Annotated in this window: 11 protein-coding genes; 4 read left to right on the top strand and 7 right to left on the bottom strand. The window is 49.8% G+C overall.

What is annotated here, in order from left to right:
- Window positions 1-121 precede the first annotated feature (121 nt).
- Window positions 122-1948, bottom strand: a complete 1827-nt coding sequence (locus L3Q72_RS13855) for a DUF294 nucleotidyltransferase-like domain-containing protein (RefSeq protein WP_275130504.1) — start codon at window positions 1946-1948, stop codon at window positions 122-124.
- Window positions 1949-2202: 254 nt separating this feature from the next.
- On the opposite strand from L3Q72_RS13855, the gene L3Q72_RS13850 reads away from it, so the two are divergent.
- Together L3Q72_RS13850 and L3Q72_RS13845 are read left to right on the top strand one after the other, a co-directional pair.
- Entirely contained in the window at window positions 2203-3369 is a 1167-nt protein-coding gene (locus L3Q72_RS13850) for a 3-phenylpropionate MFS transporter (RefSeq protein WP_275130503.1), read from the top strand.
- 68 nt (window positions 3370-3437) lie between these two features.
- Window positions 3438-6881 (top strand): PAS domain-containing hybrid sensor histidine kinase/response regulator, encoded by a 3444-nt coding sequence (locus tag L3Q72_RS13845; protein ID WP_275130502.1) that lies wholly within the window; start codon window positions 3438-3440, stop codon window positions 6879-6881.
- Between the two features lie 6 nt (window positions 6882-6887).
- Here the strand turns inward: L3Q72_RS13845 and L3Q72_RS13840 are convergent, their stop codons facing one another.
- The 6 genes from L3Q72_RS13840 to aspA form a co-directional block, all read right to left on the bottom strand.
- Window positions 6888-8591 carry a sodium:solute symporter family protein gene (locus L3Q72_RS13840; protein WP_275130501.1) on the bottom strand — a complete coding sequence of 568 codons (1704 nt, stop codon included), beginning with the start codon at window positions 8589-8591 and terminating at the stop codon, window positions 6888-6890.
- A gap of 15 nt (window positions 8592-8606) precedes the next feature.
- A complete protein-coding gene (locus tag L3Q72_RS13835; RefSeq protein ID WP_275130500.1) occupies window positions 8607-8873 on the bottom strand; it encodes a DUF4212 domain-containing protein in 267 nt (88 codons plus the stop codon).
- A gap of 189 nt (window positions 8874-9062) precedes the next feature.
- Window positions 9063-9698: a response regulator transcription factor gene (locus L3Q72_RS13830; RefSeq protein ID WP_275130499.1), complete on the bottom strand. Its 636-nt coding sequence runs from the start codon at window positions 9696-9698 to the stop codon at window positions 9063-9065.
- 332 nt (window positions 9699-10030) lie between these two features.
- A complete protein-coding gene (locus L3Q72_RS13825; RefSeq protein ID WP_275130498.1) occupies window positions 10031-11815 on the bottom strand; it encodes a protein-disulfide reductase DsbD in 1785 nt (594 codons plus the stop codon).
- A gap of 146 nt (window positions 11816-11961) precedes the next feature.
- A complete protein-coding gene (locus tag L3Q72_RS13820; RefSeq protein ID WP_275130497.1) occupies window positions 11962-13263 on the bottom strand; it encodes an anaerobic C4-dicarboxylate transporter in 1302 nt (433 codons plus the stop codon).
- 148 nt (window positions 13264-13411) lie between these two features.
- Window positions 13412-14869 carry an aspartate ammonia-lyase gene (gene aspA / locus L3Q72_RS13815; protein ID WP_275130496.1) on the bottom strand — a complete coding sequence of 486 codons (1458 nt, stop codon included), beginning with the start codon at window positions 14867-14869 and terminating at the stop codon, window positions 13412-13414.
- Between the two features lie 281 nt (window positions 14870-15150).
- Here aspA and L3Q72_RS13810 point away from each other — a divergent pair, with 281 nt between their 5' ends.
- Together L3Q72_RS13810 and trmL are read left to right on the top strand one after the other, a co-directional pair.
- Window positions 15151-15681: an FxsA family protein gene (locus L3Q72_RS13810; RefSeq protein WP_275130495.1), complete on the top strand. Its 531-nt coding sequence runs from the start codon at window positions 15151-15153 to the stop codon at window positions 15679-15681.
- Between the two features lie 106 nt (window positions 15682-15787).
- A complete protein-coding gene (gene trmL / locus L3Q72_RS13805) occupies window positions 15788-16267 on the top strand; it encodes a tRNA (uridine(34)/cytosine(34)/5-carboxymethylaminomethyluridine(34)-2'-O)-methyltransferase TrmL (RefSeq protein WP_275130494.1) in 480 nt (159 codons plus the stop codon).
- Window positions 16268-16290 lie beyond the last annotated feature (23 nt).

Below are 16290 nucleotides of genomic sequence, written 5' to 3'. Positions count from 1 at the left end.
TCAAAGAGCCAGAGCAAAACACTCCCCATAACCCCATAACCCCATAACCCCATAACCCCATAACCCCATAACCCCATAACCCCATAACCCCATAACCCCATAACCCCATAACCCCATAACCTTATTCCCTAACCTGATAATGATACCCAAGCCACTGCTTAAACTTCTTAACCACATGCAGACTATGCCTGAGCAGATCCCTTTCCGCCCGTTCCAGCAACTTAAGATCAATCAGGTTATTGCTGTGCTGCTGCGATAACTGCTGTGCCAACCGGAGTTTAAAGAACAGCTTTAATGCCTCAGACAGGTTATCTGCGGTCTCTTTCTCCAGAACCTTTCTTTTAAACAGAGCTTCAATCCGTTCAAAGGTGTTGTTGGGCTCAATGGCGTACTCCAGACTTAGCGCCCTTATGCCATGCACAATGGGAAAGATACCTCCCTGTTTCAGATCGACTCCTTCTTTGGAAGATTTCACATTGCCAAACAGAGTCAGAGGGGTGGAGAAATTGAGAGCCGGGCGGGTAAATTCGGTCAGAATGACCTCTTTGTCGGTCATTAAATGGGTTAAGTGCTGTTTTATGGGGGCAAGTAAGGCCTTATTACCCGCAACCGCGTGAGCGTCAGAAACGATCGCCAGCTTCATTACCTGTTCAGGTCCGGCTGAGTCTACCCATTCGGTTATGGTCTGTTTCCATTCTGATGAGCTTTGCACCCACTCGGGGTTGTTCACCATGACTTTGCCCGGACAAAGCGGATAACCAAGCTGTTGCAGAGTATGGGTAAAGATATCCAGTACCGGGCGATGATCCGGCCACTGAAAGCCATCGCGCAGGATCAGGGCGTTGTCCTGATCGGTTTTCAGGATCTGTTCTCCCCGGCCTTCTGAGCCGAGAACAATCAGACAAAGCTCATTATGAAGTAGCGGTGGGATCACCAGCTCAAAGGCTTTTTCTATAATCTGTTCATTCACCGCGGATATCAGCTCCATAATAAAGCGGGTGCGGATACCGTTGTTCAGCAGCCCTTCCACCAGTTTTCGCTGCCGGTTTGCGGCCAGTGCCAGTTCATCGACCGTGGTTGCCCGGGCAATACTCAGGGTCAGAACGTGGGAGTGAGTGGAGAAAGCACTCAGAATCTGGGTCATATCCAGCATACCCACAGCCTGATTTCCCTCGCAGACCATCACCCGCTTCATCTTGTTTTTGGTCATGTTAATCATGGCGTTAAACAGAAAGTCACCGTCATCCACATGCAGAACCGGGAATGTGGCAATCTCACTGATTCGGGTATCCAGAGGGAGGCCATCCAGCATGACAGCATGGAGCATATTGGTCCGGGTGATGATTCCGTATGGGTGCTCATTGGGCTTTTCGGCGAGTTTAGGGTCATCTTCGCCAAGTTGCACCAGAGCGGCGTCGTTGCCTTTTTCTTTCAGTAACCGGGTTACCTCAACAAGCGTCATATCTGGTGATAAAAGTAAGGGGGGATGATAGATGGATTTGTCTACCTTAGTCAGAATAAACTCAGCCAGATTCTGCTGTTGCTGCGCAGTTTCAATCAGCTCCTGACGCCTTGCCAGGTTGTTGTCAAAGTAAGCGGCAAATTCACCGTTCTGATTGTAGAGTTCCAGAAAAACGTTTTTAGGCAGCAGATAAGACAGGGTATCTTCAAGCGCCACATAGGTGTGCTTTGCCGGTGCTTCAAACTGCGAGCGCACATCAAACATATCGTCATTAGCGTAATGCGCAAACACCTCAGAGCCATCCGGAGAACGCTCTTCTACTGCACCTTTCATCAAAATATGCAACTGAGAACTGCTATCACCGGCCTTAAGCAGAACATCTTTACTCCGGTAATAAGCCACATCCAGCGAAGCTCGCAGATGCTGTTGCTGTTCATCAGACAGACGATCAAAGGGAGGGGAGTGCATATTGAATTTGTCAGGCATAGCTTTGACTTTTTCTTATCGAAGACCTGATGGTAAGTGTGGCAAATTTATGGGGAAGCTCCAGACGACTTTGGTCTAATGATTTTTTTTGGGGGGGGGACGGGGCTAGGGGGACGGACTTCGTCCTTGAGGGCTATAAGGGAAAGCTTAAAACCCCAAAAACAGGATCCCCAAGTAAAATTATTGTTCCCTTTTTTCCCTCCCCCAAACCGTGCATAATACGCCCGAATTCTCTACTACAATCAGGCTAGCGTATGTTTTCCCCCACTCCTTATGGCTGGATTTCCCAGTATTTTATCGGCTTCTTTTTTGCCTATGGTGTCTATCTGCCGTTTTGGGGATTGTGGTTTGAAGGGCAGGGCATGTCTGCTTCGGATATCGGTTTTCTGCTGGGGCTGGCATTTGCTACCCGTTGTATTTCTAACCTGGTTATTACGCCGAGAATTCACAGGGTTGAGCATCTTCTTCCGGCGCTGCGCCTGATTAGTCTGCTTTCTGCGGTGTTTATCGTGTTCCACCTGTTTGCCGGAGGGAATCTCTGGTTACTGGCGCTGGCAACTGTGGTGCTGAATATCTGCTTCGGACCTATTACCCCGCTGTCTGATGCTGTGGCGAACTACTATTCCCGTATGAAAATGCTGGATTATGGCCGTACCCGCCTATGGGGCTCGGCTGCGTTTATTGCCGGTTCTACAATCGTTGGTTATCTGGTGGCAGAGTTTGGTTCCAACATGATCGTTTATACCGCTGCTGTCGGTATGCTTCTCAGCACTCTTCTGGCTATGCGGGCTCCAAACCCGCTTCCTGTTTCGGAAAGTGATGCGGGAGTGGGCAGACCTAAGCTGCTCTCCATCCTGAAAAACAGAGAAGTGATTGGGTTCCTGGTTCTGATTTCTCTGATCCATGGCAGTCATGCCGCTTATTACAGCTTTAGCTCTATCTACTGGAAATCTGCCGGGCATCCGGAAAACATTATCGGCTATCTCTGGAGCTTAGGGGTGATTGCAGAGATCACTATATTTGCTACCAGTAAGCGCCTTTTTGCAGGCTGGAGTCTGAGAAGCATGTTCCTGGTGGCCTCCATCGGCTGTGCAGTTCGGTGGGGACTGACAGCGGGAACCACGGAAATCTGGGCGCTTGTACTTATCCAGTTACTGCACGGCGTTACATTTGCAATTGCTCACCTTGCCGCTATCCGCTTTATTCAGAGCGCACCGGCTAACCAGATGGTGCCGCTTCAGGCGCTTTATAATGCCATTCCGATGGGCGCTGTTATTGCGGTGATGACCACGCTAAGCGGCTGGGGTTATGAACTGTGGGGAGCCGGAGTCTTCTGGTTTATGGCGGCGATGGGTATTCTGGCCTGCTTTATCCGTGTTGAGCCTAAAAAAACCGCTCCGGAGCCACAAACTCAGAGCTAACATTCTGAATTATTGAGTTCTTTGCCTACACTTAAGCCACGGCTTTTTTGTTTGCAGGGAAATGCTGAATGCAGGGATGGATTGTAATTCCGGTATCTCTTGCCTATCTGGGGATACTGTTTTTAATTGCCTGGTATGGAGACAGGAAAACCAGATGGTTGTCTCGCTGGCGGCCCTGGATTTACAGTCTGTCCATCGCAGTGTACTGCACTTCCTGGACCTTTTACGGAACCGTGGGACAGGCGAGCAGTAATACCTGGTCTTTCCTGCCGGTTTATATTGCCCCGATCCTGGTTTTTGTCTTTGGCTGGCGCGTACTGGCCCGGCTGATACTGATTGCCAGGCGGGAGCATATCACCTCCATTGCCGACTTTATTGCAGCCCGTTACGGTAAATCGCAGGGGGTGGCCGTTTTAGTCACTCTTATCGCCGTTATCGGCATTCTGCCCTATATCGCCCTGCAGTTTCGTGGCATTACCATGGGGCTGAATATTCTTCTGCCCGATCTTAATATGCAGTCCGGCTACGGCGATACGATTGTTTCCTGGTTTGTGGTCGGTGCGCTGGCGGGCTTTACCATGCTGTTTGGCACCAGGCATATTGATACCACAGAGCACCACAGAGGCATGATGATGGCGGTGGCTTTTGAGTCCATTATCAAGCTGGCAGCCTTTCTGATGGTGGGGCTGTTTATCCTTTATCTGGCGGTAAGTCACAGCGAAGTCAATTTGCTGAGTATGGCGCAGGAAACCTATCAGCATCCGAATATCCCAAGCCTTATTGTGCATACCCTGCTGACCATGGCGGCGATTATCTGTCTTCCGAGACAGTTTCATACCATGGTGGTTGAAAATGAGCGGGCTCAGGATCTGCATGTGGCCCGGAAAGTCTTTCCCGGATATCTGATTCTGATGGGGCTGTTTGTTCTTCCCATCGCCTGGGTCGGGCAGAGTCTGCTTTCCGGCAGTTCTGCAGATACCTATGTGATTAGTCTGCCTCTTTCTTTCGGTGCCAATGATATTGCCTTGCTGGCTTTTTTGGGGGGCACTTCCGCTGCCAGCGGTATGGTTATTGTGTCTACCATTGCCCTGGCTATTATGGCTTCTAACGATCTGGTGCTGCCGCTTTTGCTTCGGCGGCTTCGCCTGTCTCAGGGGCATAAGCATATTTCGGGTTTACTGTTGAATGTCCGCAGAGTGCTGATTCTGGTGATTTTGTTTGCAGCCTGGGGTTTCTATCTGGTGCTGGATACCATTCCGTCGCTTTCGGTAATCGGCCTGCTTTCCTTTGCGGCTATTGCTCAGTTTGCGCCTGCGCTGATCGGCGGTCTGTACTGGCGGAGCGGAAATAAAAAGGGCGTTTATGTCGGCATGCTGCTGGGCTTTGCAGTCTGGCTGATTACCTTGATGGATCAGACCGGCATGCTGGCTGGTACTGAGGAGACCAATTTTCTTCTCTGGATAACCTATCCTCCGGAGCCCTTTGCCAGCTGGAATATGTCATCGGCTGACTGGGGGATGGCTTTAAGTGGAATAGTGAACTTTGGTGGTTATTTTCTGGTTTCACTCTTTACCCGTCCCAGCCTGAGTGAGCGCTTACAAGCGGCTGCTTTCGTGGGAGCTCCGTTGCCTGAAAGTGATAATGTCAGCCTGTATCAGAGCAGGGTAACTGTGGAAGAGCTGGAAATGCTGGCCTCGCGCTTTGTCGGCACAACCCGGACCCGCAATGCCTTTAACCATTTCTGGCGTCAGCAAAAGCAGACGCTTCTGCCCAATCAACAGGCGCCCTCTTCACTGATCCGCCATACAGAGCGGGTACTTGCCGGTGTGTTTGGCGCTTCATCTGCAAAGTTAGTACTTACTTCTGCGCTTCAGGGCAAGAAGATGCAGCTTGAAGAAGTGGCAACCATAGTGGATGAAGCCTCTGAGCTGTATGACTTTAGCCGTGGTCTGCTGCAGGGGGCGATTGAGCATATCAGCCAGGGAATTACCGTGGTGGACCGGCAGTTAAGGCTGGTGGCCTGGAACCAGCGCTATCTTGAGCTGTTTGAGTTTCCTCCCGGACTTATTCAGGTGGGCAGGCCGATCGCCGATGTGATTCGCCATAACGCGGAGATAGGGCTGTGTGGTCCGGGTGATCCCGAAGAGCATGTGCGCAAGCGGATCTACCATCTGGAGCAGGGCACTATGCATACCTCATCCAGAGTTTACCCCGATGGCAGGCATATTGAGGTGCAGGGAAATCCTATGCCGGGCGGTGGTTTTGTTATGAGCTTTACTGATATCACAGCGTTCAGGCTGGCAGAGCAGGCACTGAAGGAGGCCAATGAAAACCTGGAAAGCCGGGTAAAAGAGCGGACTAAAGAGCTGGAAGAGCTGAACAAACGTCTGGTTAGCGCGACCACCAAAGCCGCCAGTGAATCACAGTCTAAATCACGTTTTCTTGCTGCGGTCAGCCATGATCTTATGCAGCCTCTGAATGCTGCCCGGCTGTTTTCTTCTTCTCTTACCGAAACGGCAAAAGATGCGGAAACTAAAAGGCTCTCTTCCCATATTGAAAGTGCTTTGGGGGCGGTGGAAGATTTAATTGGTGACCTGCTTGATATCTCCAGGCTGGAGTCAGGAAAGCTGGAGGTTAATGTACGCCGCTTTAAACTTAACGATGTGCTGGACAACCTGAGCGCGGAATTTGGTGCGCTGGCAAAAAGTCAGCAGGTGGAGTTTAAAACCATCCCCTCTGATTTGGTGATTGAGTCTGATGCTAAGCTGCTCCGGAGAGTGCTGCAGAACTTTCTGACCAATGCCTTCAGGTATAACCCGGCAGGAAAAGTGTTGCTGGGAGCCAGAAGGGTTAACGGTAAGGTTCGTATTGAAGTCTGGGATAACGGTATTGGTATCGCTCCGGATAAGCAGGAGCAGATTTTTGAAGAGTTTACCCGCGGGGATGTGAATCATATCTCTCAGGGGCTGGGTATCGGCCTTGCTATTTCTCAGGGGATCGCCAGAGTACTGAAGCATGAAATCGGTCTGAGATCCTGGCCGGATGAAGGCTCCGTATTCTCCATTACGGTAAACCGGAGCGAGAAGGCGGAACCGGATTTGGTTGTCGCATCTCAGCCTGCAGCGACGGATACGCTGCAACATCTGAAGGTGCTCTGTGTGGACAACGAGGCGGATATCCTGACCGGTATGCGCGAGTTGCTTGAACGCTGGGGATGTGAGGTTAAGACAGCGCAGGATCTGGTGCAGAGTATGAAATGTCTGGAAGGAGAGTGGCTTCCGGATGTGATTTTCTCTGATTACCGGCTGGATAACGACAGAACCGGGCTGGAGGTGTTGCAGCAGTGCCGTCTCCGTCTGGGGAATTCATTTGAGGGGATCGTTATCAGCGCAGACAAAAACGCAGATATACAGGACGGAATAAAATCCAATGGCTTTGGTTTTATTGCCAAGCCGGTAAAACCTCTCAAATTGAGAGCGGTTCTAAACCGGTGCAAAGGTGCACCGGTTTAGCTTTAATTAGTGATCATGCGCCGCTCCGGCTCCTTTCGGATAGCGGATAGATTCAACCATATCCTGCACATTGTCCGGCACTTCAGCGGTAAACTTGTTCACCACGATAGAAACGGTGAAGTTTACGCACATGCCCAGTGTACCAATGCCTTCAGGGCTGATGCCGAACCACCAGTTATCCGCTGAGTTAGCTGCCGGGTTTACAAACTTAAAGTAGATAATGTAAGCCGCAGTAAATAGGATACCTGAGATCATACCGGCGATGGCGCCTTCTTTATTCATCTTCTTGTAGAAGATGCCCAGAATAATTGCCGGGAAGAAGGAGGAGGCGGCCAGACCAAAGGCGAATGCCACTACCTGGGCAACAAAGCCCGGCGGATTGATACCCAGATAACCTGCACCTATTACGGCGAGTGCGGCGCCTATCCTTGCAGCGGCGAGTTCCTGTTTATCTGTCATATCCGGTTTAAACCCTTTCTTGAGCAGGTCGTGGGATATGGATGTGGAGATAACCAGAAGCAGACCGGCAGCGGTAGACAGTGCAGCAGCCAGACCACCGGCCGCCAGCAGTGCCACAACCCAGTTAGGCAGTTTTGCCAGCTCAGGTGAAGCCAGTACGATAATGTCGCGGTTGATGCTCATTTCATTGCGCCCATCGCCTGAATAGAACATCTTGCCGTCGCCGTTCTTGTCTTCCCATGCGACCAGACCTGTGCTTTCCCAGTTCTTATACCAGCTTGGAGCCTCGGCAGCCGCTACCCCTTTCATGTCTGGGCCGTTGATGGTATCAATCATATTCACCCGGGCAAATGCAGCAACTGCAGGTGCTGTGGTGTAAAGGAATGCGATAAATACCAGAGCCCAGCCTGCTGAGATGCGGGCATCGGATACTTTAGGAACCGTAAAGAAGCGGATAATAACGTGTGGAAGTCCCGCAGTACCTACCATAAGCGCCGCACAGATAAAGAAGACGTCAACCATGCTCTTGGAGCCGTCGGTATAGGCGGTAAAGCCGAGCTCCTGGGTCAGTCCGTCCAGCTTATCCAGCAGATAGGTGTCCGAACCCGCCATGGTTGAACCAAAGCCAAGCTGAGGTACCGGAGTGCCTGTCATCATCAGAGAGGTAAAGATAGCCGGAACCATAAAGGCAAAAATAAGTACGCAGTACTGAGCTACCTGAGTATAGGTGATCCCCTTCATACCGCCCATAACGGCGTAGAAGAATACGATCGCCATACCAATGATGATGCCCATATTGATATCCACCTCAAGGAAACGGGCGAATACCACACCCACCCCGCGCATCTGGCCGGCAACATAGGTGAAGGAGACGAAGATGGCACAGAACACAGCTACCATACGTGCGGTTCTTGAGTAGTAGCGGTCACCGATAAAATCTGGCACGGTAAACTTACCAAATTTACGCAGATAGGGCGCAAGACACAGAGCAAGCAGCACGTAACCGCCGGTCCAGCCCATCAGGTAAACCCCGCCATCGTAACCGATAAACGAGATGATACCTGCCATTGAGATAAATGATGCCGCTGACATCCAGTCCGCTGCGGTTGCCATACCGTTAGCGACCGGGTGTACACCGCCGCCGGCAACGTAGAACTCACTGGTTGAGCCGGCGCGGGCCCAGATCGCAATGCCTATGTAAAGCGAGAACGACAGGCCGACAAGAATAAACGTCCAAGTTTGAATATCCATTTTATAAACCTCTAATTACTCTTCGTGTACGTTATATTTCTTATCCAGCGCATTCATACGCCAAACATAAACAAATATCAGTGCTACAAATGTGTAAATGGAACCCTGCTGGGCAAACCAGAAGCCAAGCTTAAATCCGCCAAACTGAATGGCATTTAGTGGCTCGACAAATAAGATTCCCGCTCCGTACGAGACCATAAACCAGATGGCAAGCAGTGTACCCATGATGGTCAGGTTTTCCTTCCAGTAGGCTTGTGCATGCTCCGTTGTTTCGAAAGACATCGCCTTCTCCTTCCTTTGTCTGAATGGTGTTAACAAACTGTTACGTCATTTAGGTTAGCAGCAGTGAATTCAGATCTCAGTCCAACTTTAGTCGGGGAGAAAAACGAAAAAACGCCCGGATTTCGGGCGCTTTTGGGAGGTTTACGACAAAATGACGCTGTCAATGAAGCGTTACTTTTAGCCTAAGGTCTAACCTTCGGGCTCCAATTGCTGAAGAAGAATAACCGCCTGAGTACGGTTCTGAACGCCAAGTTTGCGGAAGATGGCGGTCATATGGGCCTTAATGGTGGCTTCGGAGACATTCAGTTCGTAGGCAATCTGTTTGTTAAGCAGGCCATCGGAGAGCATACCGAGTACCTTGTACTGCTGGGGTGTCAGCGAGGCGATCTTTTCCGCCAGATCGCTGCAGCCCTGGCTGTTTTTCAGCAGCTCTTCCGGGAAGAAGGGATCGCCATTAAGTACCTGATTCAGTGCACTGACCAGAGAGCGCATATCGCTGGATTTGGGAATAAAACCGAAAGCGCCATGGCTTTTTACCTGACCGACAACACTGGGCTCTTCACTGGCAGAGATCACCACGATTGGCAGGTCAGGGTAGTCGGCTCTGAGGTGGATCAGACCTGACATCCCGTTTGCTCCCGGCATTTTAAGATCCAGAAGAAGCAGGTCCGGTTCAGACTCTTTTTTCAGGAGCTCCAGCAGAGCATCTAAGGAATCGGCTTCCAGCAGGTTGGCTCCGCTTATCGCCATATGAACAGACTGAAACAGTGCGTTGCGAAACAGTGGATGGTCGTCGGCTATTATAATAGTGTAATTTGAGTCCATGACTTTACTTTCTCTCCGTAGGCTCTGAAATTCGGATAAAGCACATCAGAGTAAGTATTGTATGGTTTTGAATATTGGCCAATATTTGAGCGTTAAAAGTCTGAGGAAGGTTGGGTTTTGTTTACAACTTATTAACTTTTAGTGCTGTCCGCTAGTGGTTGCTTAAGTGTTTAACCGGATTCGCAGCGGGTGAGTCGTCATCTCGGAATTGCGTGCAATATCCGAGATCTACTTTCTGGGTGTTGCAGAGTAGAAGGCTTTCTTCAGCTCTACAGCGCGTTGACAGTAGGTTCCGGATAGAAGCTTCGCAACTTCCGGAATGACGTCAGCGGCTAATTTATACCTTGAGCATCAATGTGCTGCAAAAACGGCTCAGCCTCCATAAAGCCGGTCAGTCTGGCTCCTGAGTGATAGTTGCCTTTTGCATCCCAGAAGTCGATTGTCGGCAGGCCCATCACTTGCAGGCGTTTATACAGGGCGATATCTTCCGCACTGTTTTTGGTGACATCAGCCTGAAGCAGCACAAAGTCTTTAAGTCGGGCTTCCACATCAGGGGTATGGAAGGTGTACTTCTCAAACTCTTTACAGGCCACACACCAGTCGGCGTAGAAATCCAGCATTACGGGTTTGTTGGCCTTATTGGCTGCAACCAGCTGTTTCTCAAGATCTTCCACAGACTTGATACGGATAAACGCCACCTGTGGCTGGTAAGCCTCTTTGCTTTCAGCATTAAACCACTGGTTGTAAACCGGCAGTGCTGAACCCAGAATCCCCAGTACCGCAATAATGCCAAGCAGACTCTGTTTCCAGCCGCCAAATTCCAGACTGTTTTTTACATGGTATAGCCAGCCAAATGTGGCAAGGCCAAGTGCTCCCCAGAGGGTGACAGCCCAGCTTTCCGGGATCAGTCTTTCAATAAAGAAAATCGGTGCGGCAAGAAGAATAAAGCCAAACAGAATTTTTACCCTGTCCATCCAGGCTCCGGCTTTAGGCAGTAGCTGGTTACCGAAAACGGCCACTATCATCAGAGGGATGCCCATTCCCAGACCAAGCGCATAAAGGGCGATACCACCGGTAAGCAGATCGCCGCTCTGAGCAACATAGAGAAGCGCACCAGAAAGCGGAGCTGTGGTGCAAGGTGAACAGACCAGACCGGAAATTGCCCCCATAACAAATACGCCGGTGACATTGCCGCCCTGCTGCTGGTTACTCTGGTTGTTCAGCCAGGTCTGAACCGAGGCTGGCAGCTGGATGGTGTACAGGCCGAACATGGAAAGAGCCAGCAGTACAAACAGAATGCTAATCCCGATTAATACATAAGGGTGCTGCAGTGCCGCCTGAAATTGCATGCCTGCGGATGCGACCACCAGGCCAAGAATGGTGTAGGTTAGCGCCATTCCCTGAACATAGATAAAGGAGAGGAACAGAGCCCTTGACTGGCTCAGCTTTCCGCCTCCCAGCACAATGCCGGTCAGGATTGGGTACATAGGAAATACACAAGGTGTCAGAGCAAGCCCGATTCCCAGCGCCAGAAACAGAAATGGTGTCCACCAGCTATCTTCCAGGTCACTGGCCAGAGAGGACTCCTGAGTCATGCTTTTTCTGGCTGGCTTAACCTGTTTCTGCTCAGGTTGCGCCGTTGGAGCGTTTGTGGCGGATGAAGCAACTATCGCCTGCAAAGGCACCAGTTTGGTTTCCGGCGGGTAACAGAATCCGGCCTTGGCACAACCCTGGTATTGAACGATCAGGCGGGCTCCTTCATTGACCGCTTTGAGTGGAACCACTATATGCAGTGGTTCTGTGTAGATATTAACTGCGCCAAAAAACTCATCCTCGTAGGGCTTTCCGTCTTCCATATCCAGAGAACCGATCTCTCCGTTTTCGATGGATACTGACAGTCTTTGCTGATAGAGGTAGTAATCCTCCATCACTTCCCAGTCGAGAAAGACTTTGTCATTTACCTGACTGGCAAGAAACGGAAAAGCCTGGTCAACAGTAACGAAATCTGAGTTGCTGTTACCGAATGCGTTTGAACTGTTGTTATTGCCAAACAGGGCAAGGGATGGATTGGAAAAGGAAAGCAATCCAAATAATAGCAATGAGATGAATGCGCGCATAAATAACTACTGGCAAAAAGCGATATAACTAAGACCGCATGAAAAAAAGAATTCTTACATCATACTAAAAAAAGAATGAAAAATAGTGAGCAATGGAGCAAAAAAGGGGCGAAGGCCCCTTTATCTTAAGGATTACCCCGAAAGGATTAGATGACCATTCCGCCGAAGGCAAAGCCCAGTGCAACCGCAGTAGCAATAGTTACCACGCCGGGAATAAAGAATGGATGGTTGAATACATAGCGTCCGATCCGGGTTGAGCCCGTATCATCCATTTCAACTGCGGCAAGCAGTGTCGGGTAGGTTGGCAGAACAAACAGGGCACTGACAGCGGCAAAGGATGCGACGGCAGTCAACGGTGCAACGCCGATAGCTAAAGCCGCAGGCATAAGCGCAGTTGTGGTTGCGCCCTGAGAGTAAAGCAGCATGGAAGCAAAGAACAGGGTGATAGCCAGCATCCACGGATGTTGTTCAAGGATATGTGCAGAGAACTCTTTTATTTCGCCAATATGACCCGATACAAAGGTATCGCCCAGCCAGGCCACACCCAGAACACAAACGCAGGCGCTCATACCCGATTTGAAGGTGGCGGCGTTGGCAATCTTTGAGGCATCGATCTTAGTATGCATAACAATCGCGGTTGCCGCTGTCAGCATGATTGCCATAATGGCCTGGTTCCGGCCGATGGATGGGTTTTCAATCAGGCCAACTGTGCCGCTGATCATGGTCGCGTAGGAGACAACCGCAATAATAGCGATAAGGAAGATGTAAACCGATGGTTTAGCGGAAGGCAGTATCTCGCGTTGAGTCTGCCCCTGTAGCTTAACCAGCCCCTTTTTCATGCGCTCCTGATAAACAGGGTCATCTTTCAGTTCGCAACCCATCAGGTTGGCAACAAAGGCTCCGACCATACAGGCAGCGAAGGTCGTTGGGATGCAGACGGCAAGCAGTGTCAGATAGTCCACGCCTTTGTCCTCCAGTATTCCCGAGAAAAACACTACAGCTGCTGAGATAGGTGAAGCTGTGATTGCAACCTGAGAAGCGACGACAGCAATAGAAAGCGGCCGGGAAGGGCGCACACCCTGCTCTTTAGCGACTTCAGCAATTACCGGTAGGGTAGAGAAGGCGGTATGTCCTGTTCCTGCCAGCAGAGTCATAAAGTAAGTCACCACCGGAGCGTAGAAGGTAATATGCTTTGGATTCTTACGCAGGAACTGCTCGGCCAGATCAACCAGCCACTCCATTCCTCCGGCAACCTGCATAGCTGCAATGGCGGTAATCACCGACATAATAATCAGAATGACATCAACCGGGATACTTCCCGCATCTAAGCCAAGCACTATGGTGAGTGCAATAACACCGGCACCACCGGCAAAGCCGATACCTATGCCGCCGATTCTGGCCCCTAAAAAGATAAACAGCAGTACTGTAAATAACTCTATGATTACCATTAATTTTTATCCTCTAAACGAATTTCTGAGAAACATGTTGAAACAAAATTGATGTTTTTTGAGCGTGAGTTAACCCTCAGGGCTCTTCGCAGAGCCCTGATAATGGATGGAATATTGGATTGAGGGGCTTAGCCCCGGAAGCTAGAAGTTAGTCGTAACGTTTCGCTTTATACTGAGGTCTCATCAGGTTTTCTGGTGAGAAGATGTCGTCCAGTTCGTCTTCTGTCAGAAGGCCGCGGTCCAGAACCACCTCGCGCACGCTTTTTCCTGTCTCAGCACAGATTTTTCCGACTATGTCACCTTCATGGTGACCGATATAAGGGTTCAGATAGGTAACAATACCGATGGAGTTAAAGACATAGCTTTCGCAGACTTCTTTGTTAACTGTAATGCCGTCAACACACTTATCGCGAAGGTTCACGCAGGCGTTAGTCAGGATGTCCAGAGATTCAAACATACACTGAGCAATCACCGGCTCCATAACATTTAACTGCAGCTGACCGCCTTCGGCTGCAAAGGAGACTGAGGTGTCATTCCCCAGAACTTTAAAGCAGACCTGATTAACCACTTCAGGCACAACCGGGTTTACCTTAGCCGGCATAATGGAAGAGCCGGCCTGCAGCTCAGGAAGGTTGATTTCATTTAAGCCGGCACGAGGCCCGGATGAAAGCAAGCGCAGATCATTACAGATTTTGGAAAGTTTAACCGCCAGGCGTTTTAAGGCGCCGTGCACCATAACGTAAGCACCGGTATCTGATGTGGCTTCAATCAGGTTCTCTGCAGGAGTGCACTCAAGGCCGCTAACTTCTGCAAGATGTTTAACTGCCAGTGTCTGATACCCTTCGGCTGCATTAAGACCGGTGCCGATAGCGGTAGCGCCAAGGTTGACTTCCAGCAGTAGTTTGGAGGTGTATTTCAGGTTCCGGATCTCTTCCTTAATAGTGACAGCATAAGCCTTGAACTCCTGCCCTACCGACATAGGAACGGCGTCCTGAAGTTGGGTGCGGCCCATTTTAAGCACAGTCGCAAACTCTTCGCTCTTAAGTTCAAAGGCACCTTTAAGGTATTCAACGGCATCGGTTAGCTTATGAATACTGTTGTAGACCGCGATACGGAAGCCCGTCGGGTATGCGCAGTTGGTGGACTGGCTTTTGTTGACATGATCATTGGGGTTAACGATATCGTACTGACCCTTCTCTTTCCCCATAAGTTCCAGTGCGACGTTGGCAATCACTTCGTTGGTATTCATATTCACCGATGTACCCGCACCGCCCTGAAAGACATCTGAAGGGAACTGATCCATGCACTTGCCTGTCTCCAGAATGGTGTCACAGGCCTGAATGATTACGTCTGCAATATCTGCGGGGATAACGCTAAGATCCTTGTTTGCCATCGTGGCCGCTTTCTTAGTCATTACCATGCCGCGTACAAACTCGGGAACATCGGAGATGGTGGTATCGGAAATATTGAAGTTTTCGATAGCCCTTAAAGTATGAATGCCGTAATAGGCGTCGGCCGGAACATGACGCTCGCCGAGCAGGTCGTGTTCAATGCGGGTAGAGGAGACATGAGTCGCTGATGGGGAAAGTTCGGAAACCTTAGTCATACGGATCGCCTTAGGAAATAATTATAAATATATAGATTATATAGCCTACTCTGCTTTTAGAATCCGTTCGTCAGAGGCCTGGTTGTTCTTTATCCCATAATTTAATGCGATGATAACGTATTGAGTTTACAAAAATAGTAACTAGGTCACTGTTTATGTCAGGCTTGCGTTAATTAATTTTCAGATCGTAAATTTAGGTAATACTTCTTTAGATTGGGTAGGTTTCGCGTACACTGTGGGGGATATTAAAAGCATTATTAAGATCTATTGAAGGAGAGCTTGTGTTTCCTGTATTACTTCTGTTGTTTATTTGTGTACCTATTATTGAAATTGGCCTGTTTATTCAACTGGGTGGGTTTCTTGGCCTCTGGCCGACCATTGCTTTGGTCATTATTACCGCCGTTGTGGGCGCCTCACTGGTGAGAAGCCAGGGTCTGCAGACTCTGTTATCCGTACAGAGCAGGCTGCAGCAGGGTGAAATCCCGGCTCAGCAGATTGTAGAAGGTGTGATGCTGGCAGTATCCGGCGTGCTACTACTCACCCCGGGCTTTATGACCGATGCCATGGGTATGCTTGTTCTTTTACCAGCTCCAAGGGCGGCTTTGGCTAAACAAATCATGTCCAGAGTGAAGGTAAACACCATCTCCGGCGGCAATGGTTTCCAGGGTGGCTTCTATTCTCAGGGCGGCTTTGACGAAAGCCCGTTTGGTCAGCAGGATCCTTTCCGCTCAAATCAGGAAGACGGAAATACGTTTGAGGGAGAGTATGAGAGGAAGGATGGGGATCAAAGCGATCGGGATAAGTTGAATTAGGTTTTATAGGGCTATGGGGAAAAGAACCGTAGCCTTATTCAAGCTACCCCCCCAACCTGGTTTGAGTATATAATTTTCCCCCTTTTAATCAGACAGACAATACCACATGCTTGATATCGCGCTTTACGAACCAGAAATTGCTCCTAACACAGGCAATATAATCCGACTCTGTGCAAACTGTGGAGCGAACCTTCATCTTATTGAGCCTCTTGGCTTTGACCTTGAAGAGAAAAAAGTGCGCAGAGCTGGTCTTGATTACCACGATCTGGCAAGGGTAAAACGTCACAAAAACCTGCAGGCTTTCATTGATTATCTGGAAAATGAACGTGAAGGAGAGTATCGCCTCTTTGCCTGTACCACCAAAACCACAGGCCATCATGTGGACGCAGAGTTTAGAAAAAGCGATGTGCTTCTGTTTGGTCCGGAAACCAGAGGTTTACCAGCAGAGCTAATTGAAAGCCTGCCAATGGAACAACGAATCCGTATCCCAATGGTACCGGACAGCAGGAGCCTGAACCTTTCAAATGCGGTAGCGATTATTGCTTTTGAAGCCTGGAGACAATTGGGGTTTGAGGGAGCAGTATAACTCTGTAGGACTTTTGCTATTTA

The sequence above is a fragment of the Vibrio sp. JC009 genome (assembly GCF_029016485.1).
Lineage (GTDB): Bacteria > Pseudomonadota > Gammaproteobacteria > Enterobacterales > Vibrionaceae > Vibrio.
Note: the sequence above shows the minus strand (reverse complement) of the source record. Positions and strands in the feature narration are given on the sequence as shown.

Coding starts and splice junctions, on each gene's coding strand:
- L3Q72_RS13830 (WP_275130499.1), bottom strand. CDS start 9,698: ATGGACTCAAATTACACTATTATAATAGCCGACGACCATCCACTGTTT.
- L3Q72_RS13835 (WP_275130500.1), bottom strand. CDS start 8,873: ATGTCTTTCGAAACAACGGAGCATGCACAAGCCTACTGGAAGGAAAAC.
- L3Q72_RS13820 (WP_275130497.1), bottom strand. CDS start 13,263: ATGGTAATCATAGAGTTATTTACAGTACTGCTGTTTATCTTTTTAGGG.
- L3Q72_RS13850 (WP_275130503.1), top strand. CDS start 2,203: ATGTTTTCCCCCACTCCTTATGGCTGGATTTCCCAGTATTTTATCGGC.
- L3Q72_RS13845 (WP_275130502.1), top strand. CDS start 3,438: ATGCAGGGATGGATTGTAATTCCGGTATCTCTTGCCTATCTGGGGATA.
- L3Q72_RS13840 (WP_275130501.1), bottom strand. CDS start 8,591: ATGGATATTCAAACTTGGACGTTTATTCTTGTCGGCCTGTCGTTCTCG.
- aspA (WP_275130496.1), bottom strand. CDS start 14,869: ATGACTAAGGTTTCCGAACTTTCCCCATCAGCGACTCATGTCTCCTCT.
- L3Q72_RS13855 (WP_275130504.1), bottom strand. CDS start 1,948: ATGCCTGACAAATTCAATATGCACTCCCCTCCCTTTGATCGTCTGTCT.
- L3Q72_RS13825 (WP_275130498.1), bottom strand. CDS start 11,815: ATGCGCGCATTCATCTCATTGCTATTATTTGGATTGCTTTCCTTTTCC.
- trmL (WP_275130494.1), top strand. CDS start 15,788: ATGCTTGATATCGCGCTTTACGAACCAGAAATTGCTCCTAACACAGGC.